General features: G+C 71.0%; 15 protein-coding genes and 2 pseudogenes. 7 read left to right on the top strand and 10 right to left on the bottom strand.

The annotated features are described in order from the left end of the window. Positions 1 to 34: 34 nt before the first annotated feature. Entirely contained in the window at positions 35 to 151 is a 117-nt protein-coding gene (locus ACO1BR_RS16440; protein ID WP_426795802.1) for a DUF397 domain-containing protein, read from the bottom strand. Then, positions 114 to 1,028, bottom strand: coding sequence for a helix-turn-helix domain-containing protein (locus ACO1BR_RS16435; protein ID WP_426795869.1), 915 nt, complete (start codon positions 1,026 to 1,028; stop codon positions 114 to 116). The genes ACO1BR_RS16440 and ACO1BR_RS16435 overlap by 38 nt, the downstream gene beginning before the upstream one ends. A gap of 291 nt (positions 1,029 to 1,319) precedes the next feature. On the opposite strand from ACO1BR_RS16435, the gene ACO1BR_RS16430 reads away from it, so the two are divergent. Continuing rightward, positions 1,320 to 1,469 carry a hypothetical protein gene (locus ACO1BR_RS16430; protein ID WP_426795801.1) on the top strand — a complete coding sequence of 50 codons (150 nt, stop codon included), beginning with the start codon at positions 1,320 to 1,322 and terminating at the stop codon, positions 1,467 to 1,469. Here the strand turns inward: ACO1BR_RS16430 and ACO1BR_RS16425 are convergent. Together ACO1BR_RS16425 and ACO1BR_RS16420 are read right to left on the bottom strand one after the other, a co-directional pair. Then, the gene (locus ACO1BR_RS16425; RefSeq protein WP_426795800.1) at positions 1,466 to 2,086 is read right to left on the bottom strand and encodes a hypothetical protein; all 621 of its coding nucleotides are present in this window, start codon (positions 2,084 to 2,086) and stop codon (positions 1,466 to 1,468) included. The two genes, ACO1BR_RS16430 and ACO1BR_RS16425, sit on opposite strands and share 4 nt — an antisense overlap. Before the next feature lie 339 nt (positions 2,087 to 2,425). Then, entirely contained in the window at positions 2,426 to 4,123 is a 1,698-nt protein-coding gene (locus ACO1BR_RS16420; protein WP_426795799.1) for a fumarate hydratase, read from the bottom strand. Positions 4,124 to 4,379: 256 nt separating this feature from the next. On the opposite strand from ACO1BR_RS16420, the pseudogene ACO1BR_RS16415 reads away from it, so the two are divergent. Continuing rightward, positions 4,380 to 5,027, top strand: a pseudogene (locus ACO1BR_RS16415) (DUF1707 SHOCT-like domain-containing protein); the annotation flags it as partial. Positions 5,028 to 5,422: 395 nt separating this feature from the next. Then, a complete protein-coding gene (locus tag ACO1BR_RS16410) occupies positions 5,423 to 5,782 on the top strand; it encodes a WhiB family transcriptional regulator (RefSeq protein WP_426795798.1) in 360 nt (119 codons plus the stop codon). Positions 5,783 to 5,887: 105 nt separating this feature from the next. On the opposite strand, the gene glpX is transcribed toward ACO1BR_RS16410, so the two are convergent. After that, positions 5,888 to 6,919: a class II fructose-bisphosphatase gene (gene glpX, locus ACO1BR_RS16405; RefSeq protein WP_426795797.1), complete on the bottom strand. Its 1,032-nt coding sequence runs from the start codon at positions 6,917 to 6,919 to the stop codon at positions 5,888 to 5,890. Between the two features lie 229 nt (positions 6,920 to 7,148). On the opposite strand from glpX, the gene ACO1BR_RS16400 reads away from it, so the two are divergent. Next, positions 7,149 to 7,685, top strand: a complete 537-nt coding sequence (locus ACO1BR_RS16400) for a DUF4245 domain-containing protein (RefSeq protein WP_426795868.1) — start codon at positions 7,149 to 7,151, stop codon at positions 7,683 to 7,685. Between the two features lie 135 nt (positions 7,686 to 7,820). On the opposite strand, the gene ACO1BR_RS16395 is transcribed toward ACO1BR_RS16400, so the two are convergent. The 4 genes from ACO1BR_RS16395 to ACO1BR_RS16380 all read right to left on the bottom strand — a co-directional run bounded on the left by ACO1BR_RS16395 (position 7,821) and on the right by ACO1BR_RS16380 (position 11,741). Next, positions 7,821 to 8,414: a malonic semialdehyde reductase gene (locus ACO1BR_RS16395; protein WP_426795796.1), complete on the bottom strand. Its 594-nt coding sequence runs from the start codon at positions 8,412 to 8,414 to the stop codon at positions 7,821 to 7,823. Between the two features lie 286 nt (positions 8,415 to 8,700). Next, the gene (locus ACO1BR_RS16390) at positions 8,701 to 8,973 is read right to left on the bottom strand and encodes an exodeoxyribonuclease VII small subunit (RefSeq protein ID WP_426795795.1); all 273 of its coding nucleotides are present in this window, start codon (positions 8,971 to 8,973) and stop codon (positions 8,701 to 8,703) included. Between the two features lie 60 nt (positions 8,974 to 9,033). Beyond that, entirely contained in the window at positions 9,034 to 10,260 is a 1,227-nt protein-coding gene (xseA, locus tag ACO1BR_RS16385; RefSeq protein WP_426795794.1) for an exodeoxyribonuclease VII large subunit, read from the bottom strand. A gap of 92 nt (positions 10,261 to 10,352) precedes the next feature. Then, positions 10,353 to 11,741: an APC family permease gene (locus ACO1BR_RS16380; RefSeq protein ID WP_426795793.1), complete on the bottom strand. Its 1,389-nt coding sequence runs from the start codon at positions 11,739 to 11,741 to the stop codon at positions 10,353 to 10,355. Between the two features lie 82 nt (positions 11,742 to 11,823). On the opposite strand from ACO1BR_RS16380, the gene ACO1BR_RS16375 reads away from it, so the two are divergent. Both ACO1BR_RS16375 and ppgK read left to right on the top strand, forming a co-directional pair. Further along, entirely contained in the window at positions 11,824 to 12,816 is a 993-nt protein-coding gene (locus ACO1BR_RS16375; RefSeq protein WP_426795792.1) for a 4-hydroxy-3-methylbut-2-enyl diphosphate reductase, read from the top strand. Positions 12,817 to 12,876: 60 nt separating this feature from the next. Beyond that, a complete protein-coding gene (gene ppgK / locus ACO1BR_RS16370; RefSeq protein WP_426795791.1) occupies positions 12,877 to 13,761 on the top strand; it encodes a polyphosphate--glucose phosphotransferase in 885 nt (294 codons plus the stop codon). Positions 13,762 to 13,774: 13 nt separating this feature from the next. Here ppgK and ACO1BR_RS16365 read toward each other — a convergent pair. Further along, positions 13,775 to 14,113 (bottom strand): annotated as a pseudogene (locus ACO1BR_RS16365) (DUF6542 domain-containing protein); the annotation flags it as partial. 592 nt (positions 14,114 to 14,705) lie between these two features. Here ACO1BR_RS16365 and ychF point away from each other — a divergent pair. Then, positions 14,706 to 15,794, top strand: coding sequence for a redox-regulated ATPase YchF (gene ychF, locus ACO1BR_RS16360; protein ID WP_426795790.1), 1,089 nt, complete (start codon positions 14,706 to 14,708; stop codon positions 15,792 to 15,794). Positions 15,795 to 15,867 lie beyond the last annotated feature (73 nt).

The raw sequence follows: 15,867 nt of genomic DNA, 5'->3' as shown, positions 1-15,867 counted from the left end.
TGTCACCTGCCTGCGGGGTGCGGCCCGGGGGGCGTCAGCCCTTCAGGGTGCGTATGAAGGCGGTCCAGGAGCCGGTGGGGAAGATCAGGGCGGGACCCTGCGGGGCCTTCGAGTCACGGACGGGAACCATACCGGCGCTGCCGTCCGCCACCTCGACGCAGTTGCCACCGGCCTGATTGCTGTAGCTGGACCTGCGCCACGCGGCGGCGCTCAGATCGGGACGGGACGCGCTCACCACGATAGGTGCCCTCCATTGCGGATCGGATTACGTCGAGCGACATATTCGGCGGCAGGGCCAGTACTCCGAGTCGGTCGTAGGCCACACGGTACGTCTTCACTTCCTCTGGTTCCTCGATGAGTTGGCCGTAGTCGGCGCCTTCGAGATAGGCCGCATCGCAGCCGTCCGGCATGGACAGCACCGTGAGCGATCCGCCCATCGCCTCGTGCTTGCCGCTGCTGAACGGCAGGACCTGCACCGTGATGCACGGATTGTCCGCCGTCTCCAGCAGGCGCGCGAACTGCGCCCGCATCACGGCCGGCTTTCCGACCGGACGCACCAGCACGGCCTCGTCAAGGACGACCGAAAGCTCAGGGCAGTCGGGCGGTTCCAAACGAGCCTGTCTCCCTAGCCGAGCGGCTACTCGCTCCTCCAACTGCTCCTCCGAGGGAAGTGTGCGGTCGAGGCTCAGCAAGTCCCGTGCGTATTCCTCGGTCTGCAAGAGGCCGGGGACCACGGCAGCCGCGTACTCACGAATGACCACCGCCCGCTCCGCCAGCGCCATGAACTTCCGCGACCAGTCTGGAAACATCTCCCGGTACACATACGGCCACAGGTCGACGAGCAATCCATCCGCCCCCACCGCCGCATCCAGCGCCCGCGCCAGCTCCAGCGTCGGCTTGGCGCCCGTGCACCGCTCGACCTGATTGATGCGCGTGCTGTGCGTCCGCACCGCCTCGCCGAGCGCGGTCTGCGTCAGCCCGGCGGCGAGCCGCAGCTTCCGCAGCCGTGTCCCGAACAACGCGGCCATGGATGACGCCGGATCAATCTCCCTGCGCACGGCCTCACTTCCTTCCCCTTCCCGCGGCTTACGGCTGAAGGAATCAGTTCTCACTCCCTTCCCAAGGTTACGTCGCAGGGTGACGATGGGAACACGGAACGTAGCAATCCGCTGGAAGTTGAGGGGATCCCACGACGGATCCCGGCAGTCGCCCTCGTGACTACCGGGAGCGTCAACTCCCCACCGAGCACCACAGGAGCGTCTCTCATGGATTTGAGCGCCGGCCACACATCGCCCGGCCCGCGATCCCGGCATTCGCTGATGACCTTGCGCGTCTACAAGACGACCCGCGACGGCGTCGTCATCCAGGAACGCGCCCAGATCCACGTCGTGGCCAGCGACCGCCTCGACCTCTACGGCCTCTCCCACGCGTGGCCGCCGTGCGCTTGTCCTCGCCACAAGGGGTGTTAGAGCCGAGGTGGCGGAGCCGGCGGAGGCACCGGGAACCGGGCCGTCTGCTGCCGCCGGAAGTCCTCCAACAAGCGCAGATTCTTCTCGTGTACGCGTCGTGTGCAGCGGGGAGTGAGCGCGGCCATCGCCAGCCACAGGAGGCCGACGACAGAGGGGACGGCACTGCCCGCTGCCGTTCGAGCGCTCCCCGCCATCGCGAAGCACGCGAGGGCCACCAGGACGAACACCGCTGCTGCCAGGCCCGGGGACGCCGTTTCGCATGCCTTGGCGGTCCGTGCCGCCCGCGCCGCCCGCAACGGTGTCATCAGGGACGGGCTCAGGGGCTGCGCCGTCGGCCAGGGCTGCGCGGTCACGGCACCCCAACTGCCCGCGGCCCGCACCCGGTCCAGGGCTGCCTGGGCACGTTGACGGGCCGGCGGGCTGTCGTCGCGGACGTACCGCAGACGAATCTGTCCGCGCCCGTACGGTTCCTCCGCGCCGAGTGTGTAGCCCAGTTCCGTGGCGACCCAGGTGATGCGGTCGGCCCGGTGCGTTGTCAGACCGGTGAGGATGAACTCGACGGATGCCCGCCCGTCGAAACACGCTGCTGTCGCATCCGCGCCGTTCGGCGTCCTCACGTGGGAAGTTCCTTATCCGAACGCGGATGGGCCCTTGTGATTCTCATGTGCTGCATCGGCAGGGCTCCCCGCTCCTCCATCGTCTTCGCGAGCGCGAGCTCTGCCCTCCTGAGGGCACTTCCCCCGGGATCCGGAGAGCCGGCGTCTGCCCCTGGCTGGTTTTCCAGCCGTGCGGAAAGGTGCTTCATGGCGCGTATTCCAGCCCGCGGCAGGCAGGAAACCGAGTTCCGCGAGAATGTGACGAAACGTTGACGGCCGCCACCCGCGCGCTGCGGGTGGCGGCCGTGAACCGTACCGTCCGGAACGTTACTTGGGATTCCGGGAGGCTATGCCGGGGCCTTACGCGCCATGCCGTACCGGAATGCTGGTGAACGTCGGGGCCGGGGCCGGGTCCTGGAAGAAGTCGTGGCCCTTGTCGTCGACGACGATGAAGGCGGGGAAGTCTTCCACCTCGATCTTCCAGACGGCTTCCATGCCGAGTTCTTCGTATTCGAGGACCTCGACCTTCTTGATGCAGTCCTGGGCCAGGCGGGCCGCCGGGCCGCCGATGGAGCCGAGGTAGAAGCCGCCGTGCGCGGCGCAGGCGTCGGTGACCTGCTGGGAGCGGTTGCCCTTGGCGAGCATGATCTTGGAGCCGCCGGCGGCCTGGAACTGCTCGACGTACGCGTCCATCCGGCCGGCGGTGGTCGGGCCGAAGGAGCCGGAGGCGTAGCCCTCGGGGGTCTTGGCCGGGCCGGCGTAGTAGACCGGGTGGTCCTTGAGGTACTGCGGCATCTCCTCGCCCGCGTCCAGCCGTTCCTTGATCTTGGCGTGGGCGATGTCGCGGGCGACGACCAGGGTGCCGGTGAGGGAGAGGCGGGTCTTGACCGGGTGCCTGGTCAGCTCGGCGAGCATGTCGGCCATGGGCTGGTCGAGGTCGATGGCGACCGCGTCGAGGTCCGGGCCGGCGCCCTCGGTCAGCTCCTCCTCGGTGGTCTCGGGGAGGAAGCGCGCCGGGTCGGTCTCCAGCTGCTCCAGGAAGACGCCCTCGGCGGTGATCTTCGCGACGGCCTGGCGGTCGGCGGAGCAGGAGACCGCGATGGCGACCGGGCAGGACGCGCCGTGGCGCGGCAGCCGGACGACGCGGACGTCGTGGCAGAAGTACTTGCCGCCGAACTGGGCGCCGATGCCGATCTTCTGGGTCAGCTCGAAGACCTTCTCCTCCAGCTCCGTGTCGCGGAAGCCGTGGCCGGTCGGCGAGCCCTCGGTGGGCAGCTCGTCCAGGTAGTGCGCGGAGGCGTACTTGGCGGTCTTGAGGGCGTACTCGGCCGACGTGCCGCCGACGACGATCGCGAGGTGGTACGGCGGGCAGGCGGCCGTGCCGAGCGAACGGATCTTCTGCTCCAGGAACTTCATCATGGACGCCTCGTTGAGGACGGCCTTGGTCTCCTGGAAGAGGAAGGACTTGTTGGCCGAGCCGCCGCCCTTGGCCATGAAGAGGAACTTGTACGCGCCGCCGTCGGTCGCGTACAGCTCGATCTGCGCCGGCAGGTTGGTGCCGGTGTTCTTCTCGTCCCACATGGTCAGCGGGGCCATCTGGGAGTAACGCAGGTTCAGCTGGGTGTACGCGTCGTGGATGCCGCGGGAGAGCGCCTCCTCGTCGCCGCCCTCGGTCAGCACATTCTGGCCGCGCTTGCCCATGACGATCGCGGTGCCGGTGTCCTGGCACATGGGCAGCACGCCCGCGGCGGCGATGTTGGCGTTCTTGAGGAGGTCCAGGGCGACGAACCGGTCGTTGGCCGATGCCTCGGGGTCGTCCAGGATCTTGCGGAGCTGGGCGAGGTGGGCCGGGCGCAGGTAGTGCGCGATGTCGTGCATCGCCTCGGCCGCGAGCTTGCGCAACGCCTCCGGCTCGACCTTGAGGAACGTCCGGCCGTCGGCCTCGAAGGTGCTCACCCCCTCCGAGGTGACCAGGCGGTAGGGGGTGGTGTCCTCCCCGGTGGGGAGCAGGTCGGTGTAGGCAAATGCCGGGCGGGCCGGGTGGGAGGAGGCAGGCATTTGAGGGTGATTCCTAACTCGGAGGGGTGTGGCTGACGTCTACGGCAGCGCCAGAACAGCGTAGAACCCCGGCCGGCGGGCACTGCTGTGAGGTAGGGCTCAGTAGGTGGAGGTGCAGGGTCGCGAGTTCCTCTAGTCGCGATCTATCGCGTTTCGGTACGCTGTGGTCGTGGACGCTTCAGACAACGGGGGACGACCGGGCCCCGAGACCCCGCCCGGAACGCTTCAGAAGCAGCAGACGCAGGAGGAGCAGCCGGTGCGGCTGACCAAGGACGCCGCCCGGCCGCAGGACAAACCGGTCGCCGAGGCCGACCTGCGCGCCTCGGACGCCGACCGCGACCGGATCGCCGACATCCTGCGCGAGGCGCTCGCCGAGGGCCGGCTGGACGCCGAGGAGCACGCCGAGCGGATCGACGCGGTCTACCGCGCCAAGACCGTCGGCGAACTGGAGCCCGTCGTACGGGACTTGCCCGTGGCGGGCGAGCGCGGCCGGCAGTCCGGCCCGGCGTACGACACCGAGCCGGCCGGCCAGCTCCCCGACCAGAACCTCATCGCGATCTTCAGCGCCGCCGCCCGCAAGGGCCGCTGGCGGGTCCCGGCGCGGATCAACGCGGTCGCGGTCTTCGGCAGCGTGGAGATCGATCTGACCGAGGCGGTCTTCCCCCAGCAGCAGATCCAGATCAACGTCACCTCGATCTTCGGCAGCGTCGAGATCCGGGTGCCGGAGAACATCACGCTGCGCAGCAGTGGCTCCGGCATCCTGGGCAGCTTCGAGGTCGAGACGAACGACGCCGAGGACTCCGACGCCCCGGTCGTGCACGTCAACGGCTTCGCGCTGCTGGGCAGTGTGGAGGCCAGGCCGAAGCGCGGCGCCTGGATCCACGATCTGCACGACCGGCTGCGCGACCAGCACCGGGAGCGCCACGAGCGACTCGACCGGCTGCGCGCCGAGCGCCACGAGCGGATGGACCGCCGGCGGGCCGAGCGGCATGAGCTGATGGACCGGCGGCGGGCCGAGCGCCGGGAGTGGCGGGACCGCTACCGCGGCTGACCGGCCGGCCGCGCGGGCCGGCGGCTCCGCCGGCGATACGGCGGCTGAAGGGCGGCGATCCGGTCGGCTGACGGGGGAGCCGTCCGCCGCGCCCCGCGCTCCCGATCGCCACGGTGTGCATAAGCGTGCGTACAGCGGGTAGGGCTGGTGCATCGTCTCTCGTACGGCTGCGGGGTGCGAAAAAGGCCGTGCGCAGCGAGACGGGCAAGGGTGATTTCTCTCGCCGAAGCCGTCGTCAGGAGTAGACCGTGCTGCTACCGCATCAGCCCCTGCAGGATGCCGCTGTCGTACCGTCCGCGCGGGTGCCCGCTCGCGATGAGGCCGGCCCCTGGCATTCGGAGGCGGTGTGCCGCCGGGACGAAGCCGGGCTGTTCTTCGCCCCGTCCAAGGAGCCGACCGCCGCACGGCTGGCAAGGGAGGAGGCCGCGAAGCGGGTCTGTGCCCGCTGCCCCGTGATGGTCGAGTGCCGGGAGCACGCGCTGCTCCAGCCGGAGCCGTACGGCGTCTGGGGCGGCCTGACCGCGGCCGAGCGCCGGGTCGTGCTGACCCGGCGACGGCGCCGCGAGACGGAGCTCCAGCGCGCCGCCCATATGCCCGCGGCCGGCTGACCGCCGGATCGTCGGGCCGTATGGACCGTTTCGCCCCCGCCGGAGAGTCTCCGACGGGGGCGAAGTGTCTGTGCGGGGAGTGGAGTTGAGCGGTGTGCGCGGGCCTCAGCTCGGGCGCTCGAAGTCGACCGAGCTGTACGCGCGCAGCTTGGAGAGGCGGTGCTGGGAGTCGATCTGGCGGATGGTGCCCGACTTGGAGCGCATGACCAGGGACTGGGTGTAGGCCGTCTCGGCGCGGTAGCGGACGCCGCGCAGCAGGTCGCCGTCGGTGATGCCGGTGGCGACGAAGAAGACGTTGTCGCCGCTGACCAGGTCGTCGATCTGGAGGACCTTGTCCAGGTCGTGGCCTGCGTCGAGGGCGCGCTGGCGCTCCTCGTCGTCCTTGGGCCACAGCTTGCCCTGGAAGGTGCCGCCCAGGCACTTCAGCGCACAGGCCGCGATGATGCCCTCGGGCGTACCGCCAATGCCCAGCAGCAGGTCGACGCCGGTGCCCTCGCGGGCCGCCATGATGGCGCCGGCGACATCGCCGTCGGCGATGAACTTGATCCGGGCGCCGGCCTCCCGGACCTCCTTGACCAGGCCCTCGTGGCGCGGCCGGTCCAGGATGACGACGGTGACGTCCTCGACCGCGGACTTCTTCGCCTTGGCGATCCGCTTGATGTTCACCGCCACCGGGGCCGTGATGTCGACGAAGTCCGCCGCCTCCGGGCCGGTCGCCAGCTTGTCCATGTAGAAGACCGCGGACGGGTCGAACATCGAGCCGCGCTCGGCGACCGCCATCACGGACACCGCGTTGGCCATGCCCTTGGCCGTCAGCGTCGTGCCGTCCACCGGGTCCACGGCCACGTCGCACTCGGGGCCGGTGCCGTCGCCGACCCGCTCGCCGTTGTAGAGCATCGGGGCGTTGTCCTTCTCGCCCTCCCCGATGACCACGACGCCGTTCATCGAGACGGTGTGGATCAGGGCGCGCATGGCCCGGACCGCAGCGCCGTCCGCGCCGTTCTTGTCACCACGGCCCACCCAGCGGCCCGATGCCATGGCACCGGCCTCGGTCACCCGGACCAGTTCCAGGGCGAGGTTGCGGTCCGGCGCCTCCGGGCTGACTTCGAGTTGGGACGGGAGATGATGCTCGGTCATCGAGCGCACCTTTCTGTACGGCGACGGCCGGATTGACGAGGGTGAGCACGACTTTATCGGTAGGCCGCGAAAATGAGCAGGGGGGGCTTCGCATGAGCAAGCCATCGGCCAGGTGGCAGCGGGGCCGGCCGGATACCTGCCGGCGGGCCGTTTGCGCAGGTGAGTGACGTCCCAGGGGGGCGTGTCCGGGTCCCGGTGGGCATGGGGGACCATAGGGGACGTGGCTGGTATGCGAGGCAGGCAAAGGGTGCAGGACATGGTCCTGTCACTGGCGGTGATCGGCGTCCTGGTCGGGGCGATCTACTTCTTCATCCCGCACGACGACAGCGCGGGCGCCGAGAAGAACGCGGTCCAGACCGTCGACTACCGCGTCGAGATCACCACGGCCCGGCGCGCGGCCCCCTATCCGGTAGCCGGTCCCGAGGGCCTGCCCACGACCTGGCGGGCCACCTCCGTCTCGTACAAGGCGAGCGACGACGGCAAGGGCGGCGCCTGGCACCTGGGCATGCTCGACCCGGAGCAGGAGTACGCGGCCATCGAGCAGAGCGACGCGCCCGCGAAGAAGTTCATCCAGGACGTCACGCTGGGCGCCGCGAAGGTCGACGGCGAGCAGGCCGTCGGCAGCAAGAAGTGGGACCGCTACCAGGGCGACAAGTACAAGGCGCTGGTCCATGAGGAGCCCGGAGTGACCACGGTCGTGACCGGCACCGCCCCCTACGGGCGGCTTGCGGAGCTGGCCGCGGCCCTGGTGGCGAAGAAGGGCTGACGGGCGCGGGGTGCCGACGGCCGGGCTCACGCGGCTCCGGCCGGGGGACGTACGACGAGGCCGCCGCACCCGGGAAGGGTGCGGCGGCCTCGTCGTACGTCTCGTCCGTCCACCGGCCGTCCGCCGCGGAGCGGATCAGACGGTGGCGACGGCCTCGTCGAAGGCCAGGCGCGGGGAGCGCGGGAAGAAGGCGTCGGCGCCCGGCTTGCCGATGTTGATGACCAGGAAGGACTTCTGCTTGCCGTCGCCGAAGAACTCCTTGTCGACGGCGGTGAAGTTGAAGCCGGTCATCGGGCCGGCGGCCAGGCCGGCGGCGCGGATGCCGAGGATGAAGTAACCGGCCTGGAGGGTGGCGTTCTGCGTGCCGGCGGCCTCGCGGGCGGCGGCCTCGGAGAAGAAGGCGTCCTTGACGCCCGGGGCGTGCGGGAAGAGCTGCGGCAGCTTCTCGTGGAAGTCCAGGTCCACGGAGAGGATCACGGTCAGCGGCGCGGTCAGCGTCTTCGGGCCGTTGGCTCCCATGGCGTGCTCGACCAGGCGCTTACGGGCATCCTCGGAACGGACCATGGTGATCCGCAGCGGCGACTGGTTGAAGGCGGTCGGGGCGAACTTCACCAGGTCGTAGATGGCCTGGACCTGCGCGTCCGTCACCGGCTCGTCCGTGAACGTGTTGGCGGTCTGGGCCTCGCGGAACAGCAGGTCCTGAGCGGCGGCGTCAAGGGCGAGAGACATGGGGGCACCTCGGAGGTCGGGTGGGGTACGGATCTGTGGCGACTGCGGCGTCCACGAGAACCACTGTAGCCGAGATAGATTAAAGTTCAACTAACGGCTGACAGCTGTGAGTGGGCTCACAGGGGGCTCACAGGATGGCGGCGGTCTTTCGGATCCCGGAAGGTCGCGGTCTCTGTAGACCGGTGGACCCGTAGACCTCAAGACCCCTAGCTCGATGGCTCGGCGGCTCCGTCGGCCGGCCGGCCGTGCGCGCCGCGTCCTGGTCGTCCTCGTCGTCCTCTTTGCGCTACTCGTCCTCGTCGTCCCGGGCGTCCGCCTCGGACGGCTCCGCCAGTGCCGCGTCCAGCCGGGCCCGTGCGCCGTCCAGCCAACGGCGGCAGACCTTCGCCAACTCCTCGCCGCGCTCCCAGAGGGCGAGCGACTCCTCCAGCGTCGTGCCGCCGGCCTCCAGGCGGCGGACGACCTCGATCAGCTCGTCGCGCGCCTGCTCGTAGCCGAGCGTGGAGTCCACCGGCGCCACCCCGGCCGGGGCCTCCACCACGTCATCCGTCTTTGCCATGTCTTCCACCCTATGAGTGCCTGTGCGTCTGATCTGCGTGTGCCGGAGCCGGTCCGGCGGTCACGGCGCGGCGTCCGGGGAGCCGGCCACCCGCACCCGGAACTCGCCCTCGGCCACCCTGGCCCGCAACTCCTCGTCCGCGCCCACCTCTTGGGGCGAGCGCACCGCCGCCCCGTCCGGCTTCTGGAGCACCGCATAGCCGCGCTCCAGCGTCGCCTTGGGGGAGAGCGCGACCACCCGCGCCAAGGTGTGCACCAGCTCGGAGTCGGCGCGGTCCAGCAGATGCCCCAGCGTCCGCCGGCCGCGCTCCAGCAGGGCGGTGACCTGCTCCTCGCGGTCCGCCACCATGCGGTGCGGGTGCTGTATCGACGGGCGGTGCAGGGTGGCCGTGAGCCCCCGCACCTCGCGGTCCAGGAAGCCGCCGAGCGCGCGCCGGGCCCGCTCCCGCAGCTGCTCGACCCGGGCCAGCTCCTCGCCGACGTCCGGCACCACCTTCTTCGCCGCGTCCGTGGGCGTCGAGGCGCGCAGGTCGGCGACCAGATCGAGCAGCGGGCTGTCCGGTTCATGGCCGATGGCCGAGACCACCGGCGTACGGGCCGCGCCGACCGCCCGCACCAGCTGCTCGTCGGAGAACGGCAGCAGATCCTCCACGCTGCCGCCGCCGCGCGCCACGATGATCACGTCCACCTCGGGCAGCGCGTCCAGCTCCTGCACCGCCTCGATCACCCGGGGCACCGCGTGCACCCCCTGCACCGGCACGTTGCGCACCTCGAAGCGGACGGCCGGCCAGCGGTGCCGGGCGTTCTCCAGCACATCGCGCTCGGCGGCGCTGGCCCGGCCGCAGACCAGCCCGATCAGCTGCGGCAGGAACGGCAGCGGCCTCTTGCGGTCCGCCGCGAACAGCCCCTCCGCCGCCAGCGTCTTCTTCAACTGCTCCAGCCGCGCGAGGAGTTCACCGACCCCCACCGGCCGGATCTCGGCGGCCCGCAGCGACAGCTGGCCGCGCGGCGCGTACCACTCCGGCTTGGCGTGCACGACCACCCGGGCGCCCTCGCTCACCACCTCGGAGACCTTGTCGAAGACCTGGCGGTAGCACGTCACGCTCACCGAGATGTCGTACGACGGATCGCGCAGCGTCAGGAACACCACGCCCGCACCCGGCCGCCGGGAGAGCTGGGTGATCTGCCCCTCGACCCACACCGCGCCGAGCCGGTCGATCCACCCGCCGATGAGCCGGGACACCTCGCCGACCGGGATCGGCGCTTCCGGAGACGTAGAGACAGCCATACGAGCGAGAGTAGCGGCGGCCACTGACAGTGCCGGCCCGGCGGCGCTGCGGGACCGGCCGGCGGCGGCCGCCCCGGCAGCGGATGCCGGCGTCAGCCCCCCGCAGCGCCCGCCCGCGCCCGGCGCGCGTACTGCACCGCCAGCACCCCGAGCCCGACCGCCAGCCACACCGCGCCCACGGCCTGCGCGGTCCCCGACGCCTCGACGACCACCGCGACCACCACCGCCAGCCCCGCCAGCGGCACCACCACGTGCCGCAGCACGCCCGACGCCCCCTCCCGCCGGCGGATCCGGAACCACCCGATCACCGACGCGTGCAGCAGCGCGAAGGCGGTCAGCGCACCGACGTTCACGATCGACGACAGCCGGTCCAGCCCGTCGTCCCGGGTGGCCGCCCAGACCGCCGCCACCAGCGTCACCAGCGCCGCCCCCAGCAGCGCCCGGCGCGGCACCCCGCTGCCCGCGTCCACCTTGGCCATCGCCCCCGGCAGCCGCCGGTCCCGGGCCATCGCGAACAGCAGCCGGCCGGCCGCCGCCTGCCCGGCCAGCGCCGCGAACGCCGCCCCGATCGCCTTGCTCACCGCGACCAGGTCGTGCAGCCAGCCGCCCACCGCGGCGTCCACCGTCGTATAGAAGGCGGCCCCCTGCTCACCCGGTTTCGCGGCCAGCTCCGCGGCGCTCATGGGGGCCAGCAGAGCCGCAAGATACGTCTGCACGGCGAACAGCACCCCGGCCACCACCAGGCACGTCACCACGGCCCGCGCCACCCGCCGCGACCCTCCGGAAGCCTCCTCCGCGAACGACGCGATCGCGTCGAAGCCCAGATACGACAGCACCGCCACCGACACCGCCGCCAGCACCGCGTCGAGCGAGAAGCCGCCCTCCCCGGTCAGCGGCACCGCCCAGCCGCGCTGCGCCCCGTGCGCCACCAGCGCCCACACCGCCGCGACCACGAAGACCACCAGCACCGCGATCTCCAGCGCCAGCACCGCGACCCCGACCACCGCCGCGGTCCGCACCCCCCACAGGTTCAGCAGTGTCGTGACCACCACCGCGACCGCCGTCCACACCCACTGGTGCACCTGCGGCACCAGCGCGTGCAGCGCGATCCCGGAGAACAGATACGCCACCGCCGGGATCAGCAGGTAGTCCAGCATCGCCATCCATCCGGCGACGAACCCCGCGCCCTCGCCCAGGCCGGCCCGCGCGTACGCGTAGACCGACCCGGCCTTCGGGGCGACCCGCACCATCTGGGCGTACGAATACGCCGTGAACGCCATCGCGACCGTCGCGACCGCGTACACCGCCGTGATCGCACCGTGCGACGTGGCCTGGAGGGTGCCGAAGATCCCGACCGGCGCCATCGGGGCGATGAACAGCAGCCCGTAGACCACCAGGTCCCGGAACGACAGCGTCCGCCGCAGCGATCCGGCGCCGCCGGGCGCCTCGTCGTCCGTGGTCACGCCGACCGTGTCCGCCATCCCGCCTCCTTCGTCCGCACGTCGACAGTCTGCGGTAACCACCGGATCGGCCGCCCCCGGGCACGGCCTTACGATGGGACGCATGACTGCAACTCCCGGCCCGCAGCACACCCGCAAGGTCCTCCTCGCCGCGCCCCGCGGATACTGCGCGGGCGTGGACCGCGCCGTGATCGCCGTCGAGAAGGCCCTGGAGCAGTACGGCGCGCCCGTCTACGTACGCCACGAGATCGTCCACAACAAGTACGTCGTCAAGACCCTGGAGAAGAAGGGCGCCATCTTCGTCGACGAGACGGAGGAGGTGCCCGAGGGCAACATCGTCATCTTCTCCGCGCACGGCGTCGCCCCCGTCGTCCACGAAGAGGCCAAGCGCGGCAAGCTCGCCACCATCGACGCGACCTGCCCGCTGGTCACCAAGGTCCACAAGGAAGCCGTCCGGTTCGCCAAGGAGGACTACGACATCCTCCTGATCGGCCACGAGGGCCACGAAGAGGTCATCGGGACGAGCGGCGAGGCGCCCGAGCACATCACCCTGGTCGACGGTCCCGAGGACGTCGCCAACGTCGAGGTCCGCGACCCCGACAAGGTCGTCTGGCTCTCCCAGACCACGCTCTCGGTCGACGAGACCATGGAGACCGTCGACGCCCTCAAGGGCCGCTACCCCAACCTCCTCTCGCCGCCCAGCGACGACATCTGCTACGCCACCCAGAACCGCCAGATCGCGGTCAAGCAGATGGGCGCCGAGGCCGACCTGGTCATCGTCGTCGGCTCCAAGAACTCCTCGAACTCGGTCCGCCTGGTCGAGGTCGCGCTCGGCGCCGGCGCCCGCGACGCCCACCTGGTCGACTACGCCGAGGAGATCGACGAGAGCTGGCTCGCGGACGTGCGCACGGTCGGTGTCACCTCCGGCGCCTCGGTCCCGGAGATCCTGGTCGAGGGTGTCCTCGAATGGCTCGCCGCCCGCGGCTACGACGACGTCGAGACCGTCACCGCCGCCAAGGAGTCCATCGCCTTCTCGCTCCCCAAGGAGCTCCGCCGCGACCTGCGCGCCGAGGCCAGGGCGGCGACCGAGGACTGACCGCCGGCCGCTTCGGCCATCCCGGGGGCGGTCCGCCCGCTCCGCGCCTAGCCTTTTCCCATGAGGGTCTTCGGTGTGGACATCGGCGGAACGGGCATCAAAGGCGCCCCGGTGGATCTGGAGCGCGGCGACCTGGCGGACGAGCGCCACAAGGTCCTGACCCCGCATCCGGCCACCCCCGAGGGGGTCGCGGACTGCGTCAAGCAGGTCGTGGACCACTTCGGCTGGTCGGGCCCGGTCGGCGCGACCTTCCCCGGCGTGGTCACCGGCGGCACGACCCGTACGGCCGCCAATGTCGACAAGGGCTGGATCGACCTGGACGCCGCCGCGCTGCTCACCGAGCGGCTCGGCGGCGAGGCCGGCGGCAGTCCGGTCACGCTCCTCAACGACGCGGACGCGGCGGGCCTGGCCGAGATGCAGTTCGGCGCCGGCCGCGGGCGGGGCGGCACGGTCATCGTCCTCACGTTCGGCACCGGCATCGGCAGCGCCGTCTTCACCGACGGCCGCCTGGTCCCCAACACCGAACTCGGCCACCTGGAACTCCACGGCCACGACGCCGAGAAGCGCGCCTCCGGCAAGGTCAAGGAGGACGAGGAGCTGAGCTGGCAGCAGTGGGCGCACCGGGTCCAGAAGTACCTCGCGCATGTGGAGGCACTGTTCTCGCCCGGACTGTTCGTGATCGGCGGCGGGGTGAGCCGCAAGGCGGAGAAGTTTTTGCCGCTGATCGAGGGGATCAGGGCCGAGATCGTACCGGCGCAGCTTCAGAACAACGCGGGGATCGTGGGTGCCGCGATGGCGGCGCATGCCGCTCGGGCTGGCGGGCCACCTGCGAGGGGCGGTTCCCCGGCCGGTTCCGCGGCGCCGGCTCGTCCTGCCACGGGCCGTCCGGCCGCTGCCCGGTCCGCTGTCGCGTCACCGGTCGGCTGGCCCGACGCCGGGCGCTGAGCCGCGCCCTGCGGACGAGCACCACCAGCCCGCAGGCCAGGGTGCCCCCGTAGAGCCAGCCCGCGTTCAGCGCGAGGACGGTGAAGATGCCCATCAGCAGCCCGGGGAACCCCGCCGGGCCGTGCTGGATCGGCAGCGCGCCGGCCGTGAACGCGATCGGCAGCGCCACCGGCGCGGCGACCAGGTCGTACGGCCGCACCCACGCCCCCGCGCACACGCTCACCAGCAGGAAGAACACCCCGTACGCGGTCTGCGTCCCGTGGAAGAGCAGCTGGTCCAGGTACGCGAACGACAGCAGCGCGAGCGTGGCCAGCAGCCCGCAGCCGAGTCCGGTGAGCTTGGCGGCCGGCATCCGGCCCAGCAGACCGGTGACCGGGGCGGGGGCGGGCCGCTGCGGCCGGGCCTGGTAGACGGTCGCGGTCTCGTCGCCGTCCGTGGTGGACGGGCCCACCGGCTCGGGCAGCGGCGACGGGCGGACCGGGTTGCGGTACTCGTCGACCGTCGGCGCGTAGCCACGAGCCGTGACCGTGGTGCCCGAGGGGACCGACGCGTACCCGGAGGCCCGCATCGCGGAGAGGAAGTCGTCGTCGGGGTCGGGGACCACCGCCTCGGCAGGGCGCGGGAGCCGGGCATCCTGGCCCGTCGCCGGACCGCCGCTCAGCGGAGGGCTGTAAGGGGTCGTGTGCGCTTCGTGTTGCTCCACTCGCCAACGGTAGGCCGCTAAGTGGGATTAATAGGTCGCAGGACACGCACTTTGACCTGTCTTGGGGGCTTCGTTCGATGCAGTGCGCCCCCATGGGGGGCCGCGCCCCGGGCCCCCGGCCAGGTGCGCCGGGCCCAGTAGACTGGTGGATCGGCCGCCCCGGCCCCGCTCGGTCCCGACCGGCCGGGCCCCCGGAGCCGGCCGCCCGTCACCCACCTCCACGCCCCGGGAAGTCGCCACCGTGTCGCTCACGATCGGAATCGTCGGTCTGCCGAATGTCGGCAAGTCGACCATGTTCAACGCCCTGACCAAGAACGACGTGCTGGCGGCCAACTACCCGTTCGCCACCATCGAGCCGAACGTCGGCGTGGTCGGCGTCCCCGACCCCCGCCTGACCAAGCTCGCGGAGATCTTCTCCTCCCAGAAGATCCTCCCCGCCACGGTCGACTTCGTCGACATCGCGGGCATCGTCCGCGGCGCCTCCGAGGGCGAGGGCCTGGGCAACAAGTTCCTCGCGAACATCCGCGAGTCCGACGCGATCTGCCAGGTCATCCGCGCCTTCAAGGACGAGAACGTCGTCCACGTCGACGGCAAGGTCTCGCCCAAGGGCGACATCGAGACCATCAACACCGAGCTGATCCTCGCCGACCTCCAGACCATCGAGAAGGTGCTGCCGCGTCTCCAGAAGGAGTCGCGCATCAAGAAGGACGTCGCCCCGAAGGTCAAGGCCGTCGAGGAGGCCAAGGCCATCCTGGAGGAGGGCCGCACGCTCTTCGCCGCCGGCTATGTCCAGGGCACGGAGAAGACCGAGCTGCTGCACGACCTCCACCTCCTCACCACCAAGCCCTTCCTCTACGTCTTCAACGTCGACGAGGAAGAGCTCTCCGACGAGGACTTCAAGAACGAGCAGCGCGCCCTGGTCGCCCCCGCCGAGGCCATCTTCCTCAACGCCAAGCTGGAGGCCGACCTCGCCGAGCTCGACGACGACGAGGCTCTCGAACTCCTCCAGTCCGTCGGCCAGGAGGAGCCCGGCCTGGCCACCCTCGCCCACGTCGGCTTCGACACCCTCGGCCTGCAGACCTACCTGACGGCCGGCCCCAAGGAAACCCGCGCCTGGACCATCAAGAAGGGCGCCACCGCCCCCGAGGCCGCCGGTGTCATCCACACCGACTTCCAGAAGGGCTTCATCAAGGCCGAGGTCATCTCCTTCGCCGACCTCGTCGAAACCGGCTCCGTGGCCGAGGCCCGCGCCGCCGGCAAGGCCCGCATGGAGGGCAAGGACTACGTGATGCAGGACGGGGACGTGGTGGAGTTCCGGTTCAACGTGTGACGCCCGCCGTAGCATCGACCTAGCGATCCAGTAAACGCGCAGGCCAAACGGGGTCGGCTCCATCCGGGGCCGA

The sequence above is a fragment of the Streptomyces sp. YGL11-2 genome (assembly GCF_050054615.1).
Classification (GTDB): Bacteria; Actinomycetota; Actinomycetes; order Streptomycetales; family Streptomycetaceae; genus Streptomyces.
The sequence above is the reverse complement of the archived record's forward strand: the minus strand, read 5'-3'. Positions and strand labels throughout refer to the sequence as shown.